The organism is Streptomyces sp. NPDC003697 (genome assembly GCF_053587115.1).
Genome location: NZ_JBSFNN010000017.1, coordinates 22909 through 40897 on the forward strand (window position 1 = coordinate 22909; position 17989 = coordinate 40897).

14 protein-coding genes, 1 pseudogene and 1 riboswitch are annotated in these 17989 nt (G+C 74.9%); of the genes and pseudogenes, 9 read left to right on the plus strand and 6 right to left on the minus strand.

Annotation, left to right across the window (positions count from 1 at the left end; translation table 11 throughout):
- The first annotated feature begins 122 nt into the window (after positions 1-122).
- The 5 genes from ACWDNY_RS09760 (at position 123) to ACWDNY_RS09780 (ending at position 7867) form a co-directional block, all read left to right on the plus strand.
- Positions 123-485: an effector-associated constant component EACC1 gene (locus ACWDNY_RS09760; protein ID WP_451645198.1), complete on the plus strand. Its 363-nt coding sequence runs from the start codon at positions 123-125 to the stop codon at positions 483-485.
- 4 nt (positions 486-489) lie between these two features.
- A complete protein-coding gene (locus tag ACWDNY_RS09765) occupies positions 490-3234 on the plus strand; it encodes a substrate-binding domain-containing protein (protein WP_451645199.1) in 2745 nt (914 codons plus the stop codon).
- Positions 3235-3283: 49 nt separating this feature from the next.
- Positions 3284-4975: an extracellular solute-binding protein gene (locus tag ACWDNY_RS09770; RefSeq protein WP_451645200.1), complete on the plus strand. Its 1692-nt coding sequence runs from the start codon at positions 3284-3286 to the stop codon at positions 4973-4975.
- Between the two features lie 414 nt (positions 4976-5389).
- Positions 5390-6733, plus strand: coding sequence for a tetratricopeptide repeat protein (locus tag ACWDNY_RS09775; RefSeq protein ID WP_451645201.1), 1344 nt, complete (start codon positions 5390-5392; stop codon positions 6731-6733).
- Between the two features lie 213 nt (positions 6734-6946).
- Entirely contained in the window at positions 6947-7867 is a 921-nt protein-coding gene (locus ACWDNY_RS09780) for a GAF and ANTAR domain-containing protein (RefSeq protein WP_451645202.1), read from the plus strand.
- Positions 7868-8299: 432 nt separating this feature from the next.
- On the opposite strand, the gene ACWDNY_RS09785 is transcribed toward ACWDNY_RS09780, so the two are convergent.
- Together ACWDNY_RS09785 and ACWDNY_RS09790 are read right to left on the minus strand one after the other, a co-directional pair.
- On the minus strand, positions 8300-9073 hold the full coding sequence (locus tag ACWDNY_RS09785) for a hypothetical protein (protein WP_451645203.1): 774 nt from the start codon (positions 9071-9073) through the stop codon (positions 8300-8302).
- Positions 9074-9247: 174 nt separating this feature from the next.
- Positions 9248-10381, minus strand: a complete 1134-nt coding sequence (locus tag ACWDNY_RS09790; protein WP_451645204.1) for a HoxN/HupN/NixA family nickel/cobalt transporter — start codon at positions 10379-10381, stop codon at positions 9248-9250.
- Positions 10380-10584, minus strand: a riboswitch (cobalamin riboswitch). (Overlaps the previous gene by 2 nt.)
- A gap of 80 nt (positions 10585-10664) precedes the next feature.
- On the opposite strand from ACWDNY_RS09790, the gene ACWDNY_RS09795 reads away from it, so the two are divergent.
- Together ACWDNY_RS09795 and ACWDNY_RS09800 are read left to right on the plus strand one after the other, a co-directional pair.
- Positions 10665-11024 (plus strand): ArsR/SmtB family transcription factor, encoded by a 360-nt coding sequence (locus ACWDNY_RS09795; RefSeq protein WP_451645205.1) that lies wholly within the window; start codon positions 10665-10667, stop codon positions 11022-11024.
- A gap of 190 nt (positions 11025-11214) precedes the next feature.
- Entirely contained in the window at positions 11215-12900 is a 1686-nt protein-coding gene (locus tag ACWDNY_RS09800; protein WP_451645206.1) for a glycoside hydrolase family 13 protein, read from the plus strand.
- A gap of 55 nt (positions 12901-12955) precedes the next feature.
- On the opposite strand, the gene ACWDNY_RS09805 is transcribed toward ACWDNY_RS09800, so the two are convergent.
- The 3 genes from ACWDNY_RS09805 to ACWDNY_RS09815 form a co-directional block, all read right to left on the minus strand.
- The gene (locus tag ACWDNY_RS09805; protein WP_451645267.1) at positions 12956-13702 is read right to left on the minus strand and encodes a DUF4142 domain-containing protein; all 747 of its coding nucleotides are present in this window, start codon (positions 13700-13702) and stop codon (positions 12956-12958) included.
- A gap of 227 nt (positions 13703-13929) precedes the next feature.
- Positions 13930-14415, minus strand: coding sequence for a hypothetical protein (locus tag ACWDNY_RS09810; RefSeq protein ID WP_451645207.1), 486 nt, complete (start codon positions 14413-14415; stop codon positions 13930-13932).
- Between the two features lie 289 nt (positions 14416-14704).
- Positions 14705-15160: a MarR family winged helix-turn-helix transcriptional regulator gene (locus ACWDNY_RS09815; RefSeq protein ID WP_451645208.1), complete on the minus strand. Its 456-nt coding sequence runs from the start codon at positions 15158-15160 to the stop codon at positions 14705-14707.
- 163 nt (positions 15161-15323) lie between these two features.
- Between ACWDNY_RS09815 and ACWDNY_RS09820 the strand changes: the two genes are divergently transcribed.
- Both ACWDNY_RS09820 and ACWDNY_RS09825 read left to right on the plus strand, forming a co-directional pair.
- Complete coding sequence (locus tag ACWDNY_RS09820) at positions 15324-16019, plus strand: type 1 glutamine amidotransferase domain-containing protein (RefSeq protein ID WP_451645209.1); 696 nt, start codon at positions 15324-15326, stop codon at positions 16017-16019.
- Positions 16020-16132: 113 nt separating this feature from the next.
- Positions 16133-17041: pseudogene (locus ACWDNY_RS09825) on the plus strand (NAD(P)-dependent oxidoreductase); the annotation flags it as partial.
- 23 nt (positions 17042-17064) lie between these two features.
- On the opposite strand, the gene ACWDNY_RS09830 reads toward ACWDNY_RS09825, so the two are convergent.
- Positions 17065-17862 carry an SCO2400 family protein gene (locus ACWDNY_RS09830; RefSeq protein ID WP_451645210.1) on the minus strand — a complete coding sequence of 266 codons (798 nt, stop codon included), beginning with the start codon at positions 17860-17862 and terminating at the stop codon, positions 17065-17067.
- Positions 17863-17989 lie beyond the last annotated feature (127 nt).

A 17989-nucleotide genomic window follows, 5' to 3' on the forward strand; every position in this document is an offset into this window, starting at 1 on the left:
CCGCGACGGCGGCACGGCGCCCCGGCGCCTCGGGGACGACGCGCGCCGGGGCGCGAGCCCGTTTCGTTCCGTCCCGTACGACCCCTCCCTGAACGCCGACTCCGGTGCCAGAATGGTGAGTTATGGCTGAGGGGGAGGGCGTGGCCGGCCGAGGCATTCGGGTGCGGCTGGACGGAAGCGCGAGCAGAGGCGACGTCGGCGCGCTCAAGGCGTGGCTGGAGCGGGAGAAACCGCTGGAGGAACTGGTCCGCGCCGGGCAGCTGCGGATCCTGGAGCGGCCCCGCACCGACGGGCCGCCCGGCCACATGGGGGCCGGCATGGAGATCGTGCTGGCCGTGGTCACCTCCGCCGCGACAGTCGGGTTCGAGCAGCTGCTCGGCCAGACCAGGCGTGCGGTGGCGGCCTGGCTGGCCAACCGCCGGGAGGTGGAGAGCGGGGACCCGCCCGAGGAACGCGTCGACCCGGTGACCCTCGACGAGAGTTAGCCCGGTGCGCCGTTTCGACCCGCGCGGACGGGTCAATCGGGCGCTGCTGGTCGGCGTCTCGCGGTACGACCACACGAAACCGACCGAGACGGACGGCGTGCCCGGCGAGCTGCCCGCTGTCCAGGACAACGTCGACCGGCTCAGCTCCGTGCTGTGCCGGGGCGGGGTCTTCGACAAGCGTGAGATCACCGTGTGCCGTTCGCCGTCCCTGGACCGGTTCAGCGACGAGCTGCGCACCGCCGCCCACGAGGCCGAGGGCCTGCTGCTGTGCTACTTCGCCGGGCACGGCGCCGTGACGAGCGCGGGCGACGAGCTGTTCCTGCAGATGCGCAACGCGCGCGTGGTCGCGGGCGGCCGGGCGGTGTTCCCCGGCGCGGCCCAGTTCACCGGGGTGCTCACCGAGCTCGCCGGGAGCCGCGCGGAGCGGGTCGTGGTGATCCTGGACTGCTGCTACGCGGGTAACGCCGCCAAGATCTGGCACGACTCCGAGCACCGGCAGCGGATCCTGCTGCTGATGAGCGTGCAGGCCAACCGGCTCATCGACGCCGGCGGCGACAAGGGGCCGACGCCGTTCACCGCCGGACTCGCCGACCTGCTCGACGTGGACGGGGAGGTGTCCCTGCTGCGGCTGTTCGACGGGCTGCGGGCCCGGATGGCCGCGTCGGGCCTCACCACGACGCTCGGGGACGCGTGGGAACCGCAGCACGCGGGCGAGGCGGGCACGGACGTGCTGCTGTCCGCGCGGACCGGGGCCGGGCGGGGGAACGTTGCGCCGGAGACGCCGGTCGTGGTGCCGCCGGAGGACGTTGGGCCGCAGACGCCGGTCGCGGTGCCGCCGGGGAACGTTCCGCCGCAGACGCCGGTCGTGGTGCCGCCGGAGGACGTTCCGCCGCAGACGCCGCCCGGCTCGCCGGGGCTGCCGGTGACGCCGACGGAGGACACCGGCTCACCGGGTGGGGCGTCCGTCCTCGTCGGCCGGCTGCGCGCCCTGGCCGGCGCGGTCGTGAGGTGGGCCGGCTCCATGATCCGGCCGCCCGGTGGAGGGTGTCCGCTCCGCCGGGTCGCCGTGGTGATCACGACGGTGCTCACGCTCGCCGCCCTCAGCCTGGGCTCGTACGCGTACCTCCGCCTCGGCGACGACCACACCTGCGCCCCGCCGCTGGAACTGCGCGTGCTGACCGACCCGGACCTGGAGGAGACGGTCCGCGCGGCCGCGGACGCCTATCTCACCTCCGGTGCGAACACCACCGGGCACGGCTGCCGCCGGACCGGCATCACCGTCTACAGCGCGGGCGCCGCCGGCGCCGTCGGAGCGCTGCGCCGGCAGACCGGGGCCTGGCAGGAACCGCAGGACGAGGACACCAATCCGCAGCGGGACGTCGGCCCCCAGCCGGACGTCTGGATCCCCGCGTCGACGGCCGACGTGGACCGGGTCGTCGCGGACCGGACCGACCGCGTGTTCGCCGAACTCCAGCCCTACCCCGCGTTCGTGTACTCGCCGGTCGTGCTCGCCGTGCCGCAGGACATGGCCGGAGATCGGCTCAACGAGCGGGTCGGGCGCCCGTTGTCCCGGCTGGTCGACGATCTGCGCAAGCGGAACCGCAACGCCGAGGTGCGCCGCCCCGACCCGGAGCTGACCGGCTCCGCCCTGCTGGCGACGGTCGGCCTCTACGGCCCCGGCACGGCCGGCGCGCGCGTCGCCGAGCAGCGGATCCGTCCCGCCGGGCCGCCCGCTCCCACGTCCGCCGCCCTGCTCTGCGCGCTGCCCGAGGACACCGCAGCCGACACCCGCACCGCCGCGCTCGTGCCGGAGTTCCTGCTGCGGAGCGGTGTCGACTGCGCCGAGGCCACCCGGGAGAAGCGGACCGCCGAGTACCCGACCGACGTACCGGCCCTGACGCCCGCCTTCGTGCGGGTGCGCTGGGACCGCGGCGACCTGGACGCGGCCGCGCGGGACGACGCGGTCGGCCGCTTCCACGCGTGGCTGACCGGCGAGGAGGGACTCGCCGCGTTCCGCCGGGCCGGCTTCCGCTCCGCCTCGGACGCCGGGCACCCCCTGCTCGACGCGGACCACCCCGGCAAGGGCGTCCTGCGCAACCCCGGTCCGCTGCCGGGCGCGGCCGAGGGGCCGGCGCTGGACACGGCCCTGGAGCGCTACCGCAGCGCCGACGGCCCCGGCCGGGTGCTCTTCCTCCTCGACAGCTCCGGTTCGATGACCGATCAGTGGCAGGGCCCCAGTGGCGGCCCCGGCCTGCTGAAGCACTCCCTCGGCGGACTCGGCGACCAGGACGAGTACGGCGTGTGGTCGGTGTACGGCACCTCGGGCGACCGGCGGTACGACGTGCTGCTCCGCTTCGACCGGCACCGCCGCGCGGACGCCGAGCGCCTGGTCGACGGCGGGGCGAGGGTCCGCGACGCCGAGGCCGACCCGCACGGGGCGCTGCTGGCCGCGCTTGCCGACATGGCGGGCCGGGGCCGGGACGACGAACGGCCGCAGCTCATCGTCTACGTCACCGACGACGAGGACCACGACCGGCTGACCGGCGACAACCTCAAGGACGTGCTGGGGAAGGCGGCGCTGGCCGGGGTGCCGGTGGACATGGTGTCCCTGGCCGGTGGCGCGTGCGACCGGGGCCGCCCCGACGCCCTGATCGCCGGGGCGAGCGGCGGACGGTGCCTGGACGCGGGCGACGACCTCGGCACGCTCCTGCACGACGAGGTCGCACGTGTCGGGACGGGGGAGGACTGATGAGCCGGCGCCCTGACGGGCTGCCGCGCCGGTGGAGGGGGGAGGGCTGATGCGCCCGGACACGCGGGGCGGAACGGGCGGCGAGGACGCGCTGGGCGCGAAGGGCGCGAAGGGCGGACGGGAGCGGCACGGCATGCGCGAGACGCGGGCACGGCACGGAGGCGGAAGCACTACCATCCGCGCCGGGGCGGGCCCCCGAGGCGGGCCCGGCACGCAGGGCGGGGCATGCGGGGACGGCGCGCCGCGCGGCGACAGCGCGCGGAACGGGGAGGACACCCGCATCGGGGCGCGCGGGGCCGACGCCGCACGAGGCGGCGCGCGGGGCTGGGCGCGCGGGGGCGGTGGGGGGCGGCGACGGGCCGTGGTGCGGCGGCTCGTCCTTCTGCTGCTCGCGCCGCTGCTCGCGGCCGCGGGCTGCACGGGAAGCGGCCGGCAGCCGGCCGCGACGCCCGCCGCCGACCTGCCCGGCGACATCGTGGTGGCCAGCGGCCGGGACGTGACCGGCAAGAACGGCATCCGCCAGCAGCTCATCGACGCCTGGAACCGGCAGCAGGAGAAGGACGGCACCCGCTACCGTGCCCGCCTGGTCGAGTTGCCCGGCTCCGCCGACGAACAGCGCAGCCAGCTGCTGGGGGCGCTGCAGTCGGGCAGCGCCAGGTACGACGTGGTCAACCTGGACGTCACCTGGGTACCCGAGTTCGCCGAGGCCGGGCTCGTCCGGCCGCTGCTGGACACGGCCGTCGACAGCGACGTCATCCCGTCGGTCGCCGGCACGGCCCGCTGGGCGGGCAAGGTGTACGCGGTGCCGTTCAACAGTGACGTCGGGTTGCTCTACTACCGGCGTGACCATCTGCGCGCCGTGGGGGTCCAGCGCCCCGACCTGCCCGCAGGCGCCCGCTGGCAGGACGTGCGTGACCTCGGGGACCTGCTGGACGAGCACCGGCCGGCGGGGTTCGAGAAGACCTGGACGACGCAGCTCGCCGGGTACGAGGGCCGTACGGTCAACGCCGTCGAGGCGTTCGCGTCGGTCACCGGCGACTTCGCGCTCACCGACGACCGGGGCCACTACACCGGGGACGCCGCGAAACTGACCGACGGCATCGCCGAGTTGCGCCGGCGCACGGAGCGGCCGTACACCCTCGACGACGCCGTCCGCTCCGACGAGGCGACCTCGCTCGGCGACTTCGCGGACGGCCGCACCGCCTTCCTGCGGCACTGGCCGTACGCCTATCGCACGCTCCACCGGTCCTTCACCGAGCAGCAGCTCGGCGTCGCCCCGCTGCCCGGACGCGCGGTGCTCGGCGGGCAGAACCTGGCGGTGACGCGGGCCTCGCAGCGGGCCGGTAAGGCGGCCGAGCTGGTCACGTTCCTCACCAGTGCGCAGAGCGAGCGCTGCCTGCTCGACGCGGGCTTCGCCGCGACCCGGGTGTCGGCGTACGAACGGAACGACGTCCGGTGCACGGTGGCGGGCACCTCGGCCTCCGCGGTCCCCTCGGCGTCCCCCACGGGCGAGAGCACCGACCGCATGCCCCGTGACGCCGCCGGCCGCCCGCGCTACGCCCATGCCGTCCTGCTGCCCGCGCTGCGCAACGCGGTCTCCCGCCCGCGCACCCCGCTGTACGGCGCCTTCACCCAGACGTTCACCGCGGAGCTGGGCGCCCTGTTCGACGACGATCCGCCGGACGACGCGACGCTGGCCCGGCGTCTGGACAAGGCCCTGCGCCGGGCGCTTCCCGACTGACAGCGGCGTCCCGGCATCGGCGTCCCCCGGGGGCTTGCCGCGGGCCGAGAGGGGCCCGCCGGACAGTCCCTAAGGGGCCCGGGAGACGTGGTGGGCCGGTGCCGCCGCGTCCGCCGCGTGGGCCGGCGTCGCGTGGCCGGCGGCGACCAGGGCCGCCACGGCCAGGAGGGCCGCGCCGAACCCTCTGACGTACCGGGCGGGAACGCGTTCGTGGCGCGGGACAGGGCGTCCGGGCACGGCAACCGACCTCGCAACGACAGTGATGGATTAAGCACGCTTAAGGCGCCTTCCAACCTAGGGGGTGGCGCTCCCGAACGGGAAGGCCGCCAGGCGTGGTTGGCCGACTTGGAGCGGTCCGGCGGTGAGTCGGTGAACGGGATTTCCGTAACTGCGCTTACTGGCATGATGAACCGCATGGCGAAGCGGGACGACCCGGAGACCATCGGGCGCAGGGTGCAGCGGCTGCGTCTCGAACAGGGGCTGACACAGCGGCAGTTGGCGGAACCGGCGTACACACCCGCGTACATCTCCACGCTCGAGGCCGGCCGGGTGCGTCCCTCCGACGAGGCGCTCACCCATCTCGCGGGACGGCTCGGGGTCGCCTTCGACGAGCTCGCCACCGGGCGCCCGGCCCACCTGGCCACCGACCTGCGGCTGCGGCTGACCGAGGCGCAGCGCACCCTCGCCGACGGAGAGGCCGAGAAGGCGGCCGGGCAGTACGCGCGGCTGCTGGAGGAGGCCGAGGCGCACGACCTCGCCGACGTCCGGGCCGCCGCGCTGCTCGGGCTCGGCGAGTGCGCCCTGGAGACCGGCGAACTGGCCGCCGGCCGGGAGTACTTCGAGCGGTCCGAGCGGGCCCTCGCCGACGCACCTCTGCCGGCCCGCGTCCCCGCGCTGCGCGGCCGGGCGGTCTCCCACTACCTGGCCGGTGAACTGCGCTACGCCGTCTACCTGCTGGAATCAACCCTCGACGAGCTCAACCGCGGCGGTCTGCACGACCCGGACGCCCTGCTCCTGCTGTACGCCAGCGTCATCGGGCCGTACATGGACATGGGCGCGCACGCGCGGGCGGCCCAGGCGGCCGAGTTCGCGCTGGCCCTCGCCCCGAAGGCGGGCGACCCGGCGCTGGTGGCGCGGATGCACCGCTCCGTCGCCCGCACCCTGCTCGCCGAGGGCCGCCTCGCCGAGGCCGACGCCTCGCTCGCCAAGGCCGCCGAGCTGTACCGCGGGCTGAGCCTGCGCACCGAGCTCGCCAACTGCCACTGGATGCGCGGCTACGTCTGCGCCCAGAACGGCGAGCTGGACCGCGCGGAGGACGAACTGCGCGCCGCGCGGGCCATGCTGTCCGAGCGGCGCGCCGCCCTCTACACCAGCCAGGTGGCCGTGGAGCTCGCCGACGTGCTGCACCGGCGCGGCAAGTCGGCCGAGGCCGCCGCCCTGCTGCGGGACGTGCTCGGCGACCTCTCCCCCGAGCGCGGGGCCGTGCACGCCGCCGCCGCGCACCGGCTGCTGGGGATCATCGCGGAGGACGCCCGCGACACGGACACGGCCGAGGAGCACTACGTCCGCGCGCTCAGCCTGCTGGAGCGGGCGGGCGCGGCCGGCGACCTGGCGGACCTGTGCCGCCTCCTCGGCGACCTCTTCCGCCGTACCGGCCGGGTGGAGGCGGCGCTGGACGCGTACCGCACCGGGCTGGGACACCGTACGGCCCCGGGCACGACGACGCTGGGTCCGGCGCCGGCGCAGCCGCCGCTGTGAGGACCGCGCCCGGGCGGGTGCGGTGGCGGGCGCGGCCGACGGAACGCGGTTTCGCCGTGCCGCCCCGGGGTAGTCGGCGGTGCCCCGTACGGGGTCGTCATGAACGCGCCGCGGGCGGGCGGCACGCCGCGCCCGTCGGCCCGCGCGGGCAGGCCGCCCGTGACGGCCCGCGGACGGCAAAGGCGGCGCTGATGGTGTGAGGAGGCGGTGGCCGTGCGGCCCAGGGACGACGGTTTCGGCGCCCAGGGCGAGGACCCGTCACGGCGGGACCGCGGCGACGACGGCCTCCAGGACCGCGACGCCACGCGGGAGGGGGCCCCGGTGGACGATCCGGTCACCGACGTCGTGGACGACTCCGCCGGCCCCGTGGACGATCCCGCCGCGCACCCCGGGGACGAGCCCACGGAGCCCGCGGCCGGCCCGGCGGCCGTGCGCGGAGACCTGGTGGACGTGATCGCCGGAGGAGTGCGGGGCGTGCCGCCCGAGGAGGTCCCCCGTCGGCTGTGCGCCCTGGCGGTCAAGCTGCTCCCGGTGGTGGGCGCGAGCGTCTCGCTGCGCGCGGACGGCATGCCCGTGCAGCTCAGCGCCAGCGACGACGCGGCCGCCAGGATGGGCGCGGTCCAGGCCACCCTCGGCGACGGGCCCTGCCTGTACGCCGCGGAGCTGGGGGCGCCCGTGCTGGCCAGCGACCTGAGCAACGGCGGCGACGCCCGGCGCTGGCCGGTGTTCGCGCAGCAGGCCGCCGAGCTGGGGGTGGCGGCGGTGTACTCCCTGCCCCTCGGCAACGACGCCGTGTGCGTGGGCACGCTCGACCTGTACAGCGACGTCCCGCGCGAACTGGGACGGCAGGAACTCGACACCGCGCAGCACGTGGCCGGGGTGATGACGCTCGCCCTGATGTCCCTGCTGCGCGGCGACACCGACGACGCCCAGGGACAGCGGTCCTGGCTGAACGGCCTCGCCACCGACCAGGACGAGGTCTACCAGGCCATCGGCATGATCATGGCCCAGCTCGGGGCCGCGGCGGACGAGGCCCTGGCACGGCTGCGCGCCCGCGCGTTCGTCGAGGGCCGCACCGCCCTCGACGTGGCACGCGAGGTGATCAGGCACAGGAAGAGGTTCGACCGTGACTGAGGGCTGCCCAGCGATCCCCGACGGGCGCACGACGACAGCTACGGCACCTCGCCGCGTTGTCGGATCGCCCGAATACCCGGTATGAGGACGACCCTCCGCCCAGCGCTGCACCGCGTCCTACGCCGAGCGCTGATCCACCGCGGATTACGGGACAGCCCTCAGGCATTCCCACCACGCGCGCCTGCGGGCCGCGACGGACCACGTCCTGAGGAGGCTGTGACGCACCGGGAAGCACGGCTCACGCGGGCCTTCGTCGACCTCGCCGGCACGGCACGGCACGCTCACGCGCTGGGCACGGGGACGCCGGGCGCGGGTGCGCGGGAGGCGGGCGTGTCCGGTGTCGTGCGTCGGCGCTGGGCGCGGCGCCGGTGCAGGTCCGCCTCCCCCGAGCCGTGGTAACCCGGGTGCGGCCCGCCGCGCCCCACGTACCGCTCACGCGCTCGCGCGGCCTTGGCGGTGGACCTTCGCCAGCCGGTCCACGCCCCGCTGGAGCGCCTGCTGGGTGGACTCGGCCGACACGGCGCCGGTGCCGCCGTTGGTGACGGTGATCGCGTCATCGCCGACGCGTACGGCGGCCACGTCCAGGACGAGCGTGGTCGTCTCGTCGGCGCCCGGGTCGTCGTCGGTCACCCTCACCACCAGGCCCTTGCACGCGTCCCCGAAGTAGGGCAGCGTCTGCTCGAAGACCTGTACGTCCTGCACGCCGTTCCGTGTGGTCCTCGCGGTGAAGTTCGCGCACGTGCGGGGCAGCGTCCCGAGCCAGGCCAGGGTCCGGTCGACGTCGGCCGGGCGCAGCGCGAGGACCTGGTAGCGCAGCTGCGCCTCGGTGTCCGTCTGGTCGAAGGCGACCACCGAGTGGGTGCCTTTCGGCGTGCCGAGCAGCTCGTCGGCGTAGAGGGCGTCGAGGAGCTGCTGGCAGTCGCGGGTGGCGGTCCGGGCCTTGAGCAGGCCGTCCCGCCAGGTCGCGGCGCCCTGCGTCGGCGCCCACGGCTTCCCGAGATCGGCGTCGGTGATCAGCGCGGCCTGCGCCTGGGTCTGCGTGAGCGGGGGCGAGGCGGCCGGCAGTCGCCCCGCCGCGGACACGTCGGCCGACGACGAGGCGGCGACGCGGGGTCCGGGGACTCCTGCGGAACAGGCGGCCGCGGTCAGCAGGACGGCCGCGGTCAGGGCGGGGACGCTCAGGGAGCGGGCCGGGGGACGGATCACGGATGCCTCCAGAGGTGCCCGGGGAACTGGTCGTCTCTCACGGCACCACCGAGGCGCCCCGCTCACCAGCGCGCCGCGCCGTTCGACCCGGGAACGGCGGCCCACGGGCGCCCGACCGGACGACAGTCCCGGCCCCCGGCCGGCCCCGCCCCGGCGTCACGATGACGGCAGCGCCTACCGCGTGTCGGCCGCCGGCACCGTCCACCGCTGCTCGACGCGCGCCACCTTCCAGTACGCCAGTGCCGCCGCCCACACCGCGACGAACAGGCCGACGATGACGTAGCCGACGCTGTCCAGGTCGACCCCGGCGATCCAGCCGGTCACGTCGTCCCGCAGGTCGAACCGGTCGTGCACGACGCCGACGAGCTCGATCGTGCCGACGAAGAAGGCGACGGCGATGGACAGGCCGGTGATGGTGAGGTTGTAGTAGACCTTGCGGACGGGGTGCGAGAAGGCCCACTGGTAGGCGACGTTCATGAAGGTGCCGTCGAGGGTGTCGAACAGGCACATCCCCGCGGTGAACAGCAGCGGCAGGCACAGGATCGCGTACCAGGGCAGCCCGGCGGCCGCGCCCGAGCCCGCCATCACCATCAGCGTGACCTCGGTGGCCGTCTCGAACCCGAGGCCGAAGAGGAAGCCCAGCGGGTACATCTGGCCCGGACGGGAGATCGACCGGGTGAGACGCCCGAGGAAGCGGTTGACGAAACCGCGGGAGTCCAGGTGCCGTTCCAGTTCGCTCTCGTCGTACGTGCCGGCGCGCATCGACCGGAAGACCCTGAGGATGCCGGCCAGGGCGACCAGGTTCAGGGCGGCGATGAGGTAGAGGAACGTGCCCGCGATCGTCGTCCCCATGAGGCCGAGCGCCTGGTGCGTGTGCGACTCCTCGCTCATCACCCGCCCGGCGAGCCGGGTGCCGCCGGCGATCATCACGGCGAGCACCACGACGACGCTGGAGTGGCCGAGGGCGAACCAGAAGCCGACCGACACCGGCCGTCTGCCGTCGGCCATCAGCTTGCGGGTGGTGTTGTCGATCGCGGCGATGTGGTCGGCGTCGAAGGCGTGCCGCACCCCGAGGGTGTAGGCGGTGACGCCGAGGCCGAGGCCGAAGGCCTTGGACCCGACCTCGTAGTGGCCGGGTACGACGAGAAGGAGGAGGATCCCGAAGGCGACGACGTGCAGTGCTGCTATCGCCGCCATCAGGCCGGCGGTCCTCAGGGTGTCCTGACGCCGCCAGGCGAAGGCCGCCGGGTTGCGGGCAGGGTCGGGCAGGGTCATCCGGTCATCACGCTCCAGCACCTCGTGGATCACTTCGTGAGCTGCCGTGGCCGGTCTCCTGGCTTACAGGTCGTGCGTCGCCGGTCCGCCTTCCCGGCCGTCCCGCGACGGCCAGTGGCTGTCCCCCTGGGGGACGTGGACCGGCAACTCCCTGATCACAGTGGCGAGGGCCGCTCCGGCATGGGCCCTGACGGGCCGTCACCGGCTTCCCGAACACCACGGCGCGCCCACCGTAGGGCCGTAAGCGGTGCCCTGCATAGCTGCGCATCTGCGCAGGTATGGAAGATCACATCCGGGCACCTGCGAGGATGACGGCATGCATCTCGTCCCCGCGGACCGCGCGGACCGCCGCACGATCGACGGCCACCGGGTGTGCGACGCCGTCGCCGCCATCGGCGACGCCGGGCACGTCCGCGCCTGGGCCGACCGCTTCTCCCTGCTCAGCGACCCCAAGCGGCTCGCGCTCCTGCTGGCCCTGCACCGCACGGGGCCGCTGGCCGTGTCCGATCTCGCGATCGCCACGGGCATGAACGACCCCGCCGTCTCCCAGGCCCTGCGGCTGCTGCGGGCGGCCGGGGTCGTGTCGGGCGAGAAGGAGGGCCGGGTGGTGCGTTACCGGGTGGTCGCCCCGGACGTGGCCGCGCTGCTGTCCCACTGCGCGGCGGGCGCCGGCTGACGGCGGCGGGTGCCGGGCAGCGGCTGATGGCGGGCGCCGGCTGAGGACGGCGGACAGCGGCCGGCGGGCGTGCGCCCCGGCGCTCGGCGGCCCGGGCGGAGCAGAAGGTGTTCACTTTCCGGCGAAGTGGACAGAGGTGTCATAGTCGCTGCTTTCGACCCGAAGCCGTCACCGCCGAAGAGGAGGCCGCGTGACCGTCCGCTCGAGCCGCACCGCCCCGCAGGAGTCGACGCCCGACCTGTCGTCCAGGAGCCCGGACTGGTGGCGGCAGGCCGTCGTCTACCAGGTCTACCCCCGCAGCTTCGCCGACGCGGACGGCGACGGGCTCGGCGACATCCGCGGCGTCACCCAGCGCCTGACCCACCTGGCCGCCCTCGGCGTCGACGCCGTGTGGCTCAGCCCCTTCTACCCCTCCGAGCTGGCCGACGGCGGCTACGACGTCGCCGACCACCGCGACGTGGACCCCCGGCTGGGCACGCTCGACGACTTCGACGCCATGGTCGCCGAGGCGCACCGGCTGGGCCTGAAGATGATCGTCGACGTGGTCCCCAACCACTCCTCCGACCGGCACCCCTGGTTCCAGGAGGCGCTGAGCGCCGGCCCCGGCTCGCCCGCCCGCGAGCGGTACGTCTTCCGCGACGGGCGCGGGGCGCACGGCGAGCTCCCGCCCACCGACTGGCAGTCCGTCTTCGGCGGCAGCGCCTGGCAGCGGGTGCCGGACGGCCAGTGGTACCTGCACCTGTTCGCCCCGCAGCAACCCGACTTCAACTGGGGGAACGAGGAGGTGCGCGCGGACTTCCGCACCACGCTCAGGTTCTGGGCCGACCGCGGAGTCGACGGCTTCCGCGTCGACGTGGCGCACGCCCTCGCCAAGGACCTCGACGAGCCGCTGCGCGACGTCGGGAACGTCGGCGCCGCCGGCGAGGACGCCCTGCTCGGCGTGGAGGCCGGGAGCCACCCCTACTACGACCGGGACGAGGTGCACGAGATCTACCGCGACTGGCGCAAGATCTTCGACGCCTACAGCCCGCCCCGAGCGGCCGTCGCCGAGGCCTGGGTGCCGGGTGACCGGCGCGCCCTGTACGCCCGTCCGGACGAACTCGGCCAGGCCTTCAACTTCGAGTACCTGAACACCGGCTGGGACGCCGGCGAGCTGCGCGAGGTGATCACCGAGTCGCTGGCCGGCGCCCGGGCCGCCGGCGCGCCGGCCACCTGGGTGCTGTCCAACCACGACGTGGTCCGCCACGCCTCCCGGCTGATGCTGCCGCCCGGCACGGACGGCAACGCCTGGCTGCTGTCCGGCGGCCGGGCCCCGGCGGTCGACGAGGCGGCCGGGCTGCGGCGGGCCAGGGCGGCGACGCTGCTGATGCTGGCGCTGCCCGGTTCGGCCTACGTCTACCAGGGCGAGGAACTCGGCCTGCCCGAGGTCGCCGACCTGCCCACGGAGGTGCTGCAGGACCCGATCTGGGCGCAGACGGGGCACGTGCGCAAGGGCCGCGACGGCTGTCGGGTGCCGCTGCCGTGGACGGCCACGGGCCCGTCGTACGGCTTCGGGGCGGGCGGGGCCTGGCTGCCGCAGCCGGCCCGCTTCGCGTCGTACGCGGTGGAGGCGCAGGACGGCGTCGAGCATTCGACGCTGGAGCTGTACCGGTCGGCGCTGCGACTGCGCCGCAAGCTGCTGGAGGGTGAGTCGCTGACCTGGGCGGACGACACCCCGCCCGGGGTGCTGCAGTTCACCCGCGACAACGGCTGGCGGTGCGTGACCAACCTGTCCGGCGAGGCGGTGCGGCTGCCGGCCGGCGAGGTGCTGCTCAGCAGCGCCCCGCTCGACGACGGCCGGCTCGGGCCGGACACCACGGTCTGGCTGGGGCTGTAGGCGGCCGAGGCGGCCACCGGGCGCACCGAGCGAGTGGGTGGGGCCGCGCGCCCCCTCAGCCCACCGTGGGAGCGGGTGCCGGGGGCGGCGGTGTGTCGGAGGGTGCGGTGCCGGCCGGCGGCTGGGGGGCGGAGGGCGCGGTGCCGTCCGCCGGCGGGGGGAGGACGACCTGCGGTCGGCCCGGGACCGGCGGCGGCGGGGTCAGGTCCGAGGCGGGCAGTTTCGGCGGGGCCGTCTCCTGGAAGAGGACCTGGTCGAAGTCGACCAGGCCGGTCTTCTCCATCACGGTGATGTGATCGAGCACCGTGGTGTTCGCCTGGTCGGCCAGCTGGCGGACCAGGCTGTTCCGCGTGGTGGAGCGGATCTTGGCGATCGTGTTGAAGATCGAGCCGTGGGTCACGCGCAGGATGTTTGCCATGTCGGTGTCGAACTGCTTGCCGCTGTCCGCGGTGAGCGTGTCGACGAAGCCCTGCTGCTGCGGGCTCGCCACGTCGGGGAGCGTGATGCCGAGCATGGGCGCGATCCTGCGGCAGCTGGCGTCCAGGGCCGCGTGCCCGGCGATGAGGTGCCGGCCCGCGGTGACGACCGCGCCGGTGGTGCCCTTCTTGACGGCCATCTGCCCGACGGGGTACTCCCACAGCCCGGCGGCGCGCACCTTGACCACGAAGTCGCGGTCCCCCTCCGTCAGCGGACCCCACTGGGTCTGCGCGATGACGCGGGAGGACGATCCGGAGACGGTCTGGACGCCGAGCATGGCCGGGTAGGAGAGCGCGGCCAGTGTCAGGGCGAGCGCTCCGCCCACGAAGAGCGTTCCCGTCGCGTTCCGTGTAAGGCGCACTGTGCCTCCTGACCCGTTGTGGTGATCCCGCGCGTGCGCGGTCCGGACGTACACCTGTACGGGGTGCGGGGCGGGGCGGAACCTTTGGTTCTTGTAAAGGTCTGCCCTTGGGAAGGTTCGTTCCGGGCGGGGCGGGGCGGGGGCTGGTGTGGGGCGGGGGGTGGTGTCGCGGTGCGTCGTCCGCGGTGTGCTCAGTGCCGTAGTGCGGTGCCCACCTCGGCCTTGACCTGGCCGGAGAGCTGGTGAGTGCTGCGGGCCGTGCCCTTGCCGCTCTTTCCGGCGGGGACGTCGTCGATGGACATGACGGCCGTGTCGACCAGGGTGCCGTTGGAGTTCTTGAAGTTGACCTGGACCGTGAAGGACTTGGTCGACCTGGCCGGGTTCGTGACGTCGACGTCGACCGTGGTGCGGCCGTCGGACGCCGTGACCGGCCGGCCGAGCCGCACGGAACTGCGCGCGTCGACGCCGTTCTTGACCTCGTCCAGCTTGCGGCCCGCCTCGGCGGTCGCCGACGCCAGTCCCTCGCTGGCCTTCGAGGCCAGGGAGGCGGCGGCGGACGACGCCTTGCTGACCGTGTCCGACGGGCTGCCGCCGTCGTCGGAGCAGCCGCTCAGGGCCATGGCCGCGGCCACCGCCGGCGCGGCAGCCGTCGTCCAGCGTGCGCGGTGACCGCACATGGATCCTCCCGCTGCTCTTTCGCCGCGTTCCTCCCGCGGTGGTCCCCCTCCAGTGAAGGACCGCCGGAGGGAGTGCGCACGTGGGCGCCACCCGTACGGTGTCCTGTTCCCCGCCTGGGGCGTGCGGTCGCGACGCCTTGCGTGGCGGGTCGGAGCCGCGCCCGGGGGCTGTCCGCCCTCGGACCGGCGTGAACCCGGTCTCCTGGCGGGGGACCCGGCACAGACGCGCCGGCCGCTGCGGGTGGACACCCCCGACACGGCCCCTGGCGTGGGTGGGCGACCGAGGGTGTCAGATCGATCGCAGCTGCCGGGTGGACCGCAGCACCTGGGTCAGGAAGCGACGCACCGTCTCCAGGTCGCCCGATGGGAATTCCTCCGCCGTCGCCACCACCTTCCCGATCACCGGCCCGAAGAAGGCCCACCCCAGTTCGGTGGCCTTCCCCTCCACCTCCAGCAGCACGCGTCGCCGATCAGCGGTGTCCCTGCCGCGCCGGACCAGGCCGAGCCGTTCCAGCCGATCGACCAGCGCGGTGGTTCCGGCCGAGTTGAGGCGCAGCTGCCGGCCGAGCCGTCCTGGCGTCGCGGGGGTGCCGTCCCGTGCCGCGTCCAGCAGGTGGATCAGCGCGCGCACGTCGGTGGGGTGCAGGCCGTGGCGCGCGGCGAACTCGGCACCGAGCAGGTCGAACTCCACGGTGACCGCGCGCAGCAAGTGGACCAGTCCCAGCATCGGGTTCTGATCGTCCATGCACACTCCTGGGAAAGATCTCGGTGAGCGAGAGTATCGCCGAGGAGAGGGGTCATCGGGGTTCCGATGGGAGTCATCGGCGGCCCCGTCGGCCCGGCGGAGGCGTGCCCTCCTACCGTCGGGACCGTCCGCACCACGCACCACTTCGAGGAGAGACACGACCATGGCGAGGATCCTGTTCGTGATGACCGCGGCCGACCAGTGGACCCTGGCCGACGGCAGCAAGCACCGCACCGGCTTCTGGGCCGAGGAGGCGGTCGTGCCCTACGAGGCGTTCAAGGCCGCCGGCCACGAGGTCACCGTGGCCACGCCGGGCGGCGCCGTCTCCCCGGTCGACCCGGCCAGCCTCGCCCCGGAGGCGGTCGGCGGCGAGGAGGAGGCGGCCCGGCTGCGTCAGGTCATCGAGACCGCCCCCGAGTTCGCCCGCCCGGTGGCGCTCGCCGACGTGACCACGGACGACTACGACGCCGTCTACGTGCCCGGCGGCCACGGCCCCATGGAGGACCTGGCGGTCGACGCCGACTCCGGCCGCGTCCTCACCCGCGCCCTGGAGGGCGGTCTGCCGGTCGGCGTGGTCTGCCACGGTCCTGCCGCGCTGCTGGCGGCGGTGAAGGAGGACGGCCGCAACGCGTTCGCCGGCTACCACGTCACCGCCTTCACCAACGCCGAGGAGCAGCTCGCGGGCAACGCGGAGAAGGCCGAGTGGCTGCTGCAGGACCGGCTGACCGAGGCGGGGCTGAAGGTCGAGGTGGGCGAGCCGTGGGCGCCGCACGTCCAGGTCGACCGCACGCTCGTCACCGGGCAGAACCCGGCGTCCTCGGCGCCGGTCGCCGACGAGCTGCTGAACAAGCTCGCCTGACGCGGTCACGCCGGCGAGGGGTCGGGCGGCTCGGCACGGGTACGCGGGGACGGCGTGCGGCTGAGCGCGCATGATGGACGCCGGCGTGATCACGCCGGCGTAACCACCGCACGGAGAGGGATGTTGCCGACATGACCGAGACCCGCACCGTGAGCGTCCTGGGCACCGGGATCATGGGTGCCGCCATGGCCCGCAACCTCGTCAAGGCCGGGCACAGCGTCCGTGTCTGGAACCGCACCCGCGCCAGGGCCGAGCCGCTCGCCGAGGACGGCGCCCAGGTCGCCGCCACCCCTTCCGAGGCGGTGCGGGACGCCGATGTCGTTCTGACCATGCTGTACGACGGCGGCACGGTACGGGACGTCATGCGCGAGGCCGCGCCCGCGCTGCCGTCCGGCGCCGCCTGGGTGCAGTCGACCACCGTCGGCCTGGAGTCCGTCGGGGAACTGGCGGACCTCGCCCGTGAGCACGGCCTGGTGTTCTACGACGCCCCGGTGCTCGGCACCCGCCAGCCCGCGGAGGCCGGGCAGCTCACCGTGCTGGCCGCGGGGCCCGAGGAGGGCCGGCACGTGGTGACGCCGGTCTTCGACGCGGTGGGCGCCCGCACCGTCTGGACGGGCGAGGACGGCGCCGCGGGCAGCGCCACGCGCCTGAAGCTCGTCGCCAACAGCTGGGTCCTCGCGGTCACCGCGGCGACCGGGGAGGTACTGGCGCTGGCCCGGGGACTGGACGTGGACCCGCAGCGGTTCTTCGACCTCATCGCCGGCGGCCCCCTCGACATGGGCTACCTGCGGGCCAAGGCCGATGTCCTCCTCAACGGCCGGCTGACCCCGCCGAGTTTCGCGGTGGCGACCGCGGAGAAGGACGCCCGCCTCATCGTGGAAGCGGGCGAACGGCACGGCGTCCGCCTCGACGTGGCCGCCGCGGTGGCCGAGCGCCTCGCCCGCGCCGCCGCCCAGGGCCACGCCGACGAGGACATGGCCGCGGCCTACTTCGCGAGCTTCGACGAGGAGCCGGGCGACTGATTCCGGGCGGCGGCCCCCCGGGGTCAGCTGATGCAGAGCACGAGCAGGCAGAGCTGCGACGGTGACGTCGGGGAGGTGGTGGGGTCGGCCGAGGGGGGCGTCTGCGGGGCCGTCGTCCCGCCGGTGGGCTGCGGTGCGGGCGGGGGCGTCGGCTGTGCCGGGGCGGACGGCAGGCCGCTCGCCGGCTGGACGTCATCGGCCTGCGCGCCGACGGGGGAGGGCGCGATGGCCTGCGGCGCCACCGGCGGTGCCGCGGCGGGTTCGACGGGGGCGTCCGGCCGGGCGTCGGCCGCCGCGAGCCGGGACGCGGGGGCGGACGGGTGGCTCCGGTGGCGCGCTGTGGGTGACGACTGCGTGCCGGCCGACGGCCGCTGCCCGGTGACCCGCCCCGGCAAGGCGGGTGCCCCGTTCGCCGGCTGCTCCCCCACGGCGCCCGCCATCTCCGGACCGGTGGCCGCCTGCGCCCGGTCGCCGGTGTCCCGGTCCATCGAGGCGACGGTCAGGCCACCCCCGACCATCGCGACCGCGGTCGCGACCAGCGCACGCCGCTGCGTCTTCTTCCACTGCGCGCGCCGGCGCCGCCGTGCGGCCCGGCCCGTGCGGACGGGCGGGCCGTCCGCCTTCGCCGCGGACGCCGGGATCTCTTCGCCGGGTCGGGGGGTGTCGTGCCAGGCGTCCGGCGGGGTGACGGCGGGTGCGGTGGCCGTCGTCACGCCCGGGGACCCGGCGTTCACCGGTGCGATGTCCGGGGCGTAGGCGCCGCAGCCGGGGCACACCAGGGCGCCGTTGAGGTGCCGGCGGCACGTGGAGCAGTAGTCCATCTGCGGTCTTCCTGAAGGGCCGTGCCGGGGAGCGCGGGTCGCGTCCCGGCCGCGAGCGCGTGGGGAGTCGAGCGGCCAGCAACGCTAACGGTGCTTTCGCCGGACTGTGTGCAGCCCGTGTGACCCT

Excerpts from the sequence above, each read along its gene's own strand:
- ACWDNY_RS09810 (WP_451645207.1), bottom strand. The coding sequence starts at position 14,415 with ATGTGCGGTCACCGCGCACGCTGGACGACGGCTGCCGCGCCGGCGGTG.
- ACWDNY_RS09820 (WP_451645209.1), top strand. The coding sequence starts at position 15,324 with ATGGCGAGGATCCTGTTCGTGATGACCGCGGCCGACCAGTGGACCCTG.
- ACWDNY_RS09775 (WP_451645201.1), top strand. The coding sequence starts at position 5,390 with ATGGCGAAGCGGGACGACCCGGAGACCATCGGGCGCAGGGTGCAGCGG.
- ACWDNY_RS09770 (WP_451645200.1), top strand. The coding sequence starts at position 3,284 with ATGCGCCCGGACACGCGGGGCGGAACGGGCGGCGAGGACGCGCTGGGC.
- ACWDNY_RS09815 (WP_451645208.1), bottom strand. The coding sequence starts at position 15,160 with ATGGACGATCAGAACCCGATGCTGGGACTGGTCCACTTGCTGCGCGCG.
- ACWDNY_RS09830 (WP_451645210.1), bottom strand. The coding sequence starts at position 17,862 with ATGGACTACTGCTCCACGTGCCGCCGGCACCTCAACGGCGCCCTGGTG.
- ACWDNY_RS09760 (WP_451645198.1), top strand. The coding sequence starts at position 123 with ATGGCTGAGGGGGAGGGCGTGGCCGGCCGAGGCATTCGGGTGCGGCTG.
- ACWDNY_RS09795 (WP_451645205.1), top strand. The coding sequence starts at position 10,665 with ATGCATCTCGTCCCCGCGGACCGCGCGGACCGCCGCACGATCGACGGC.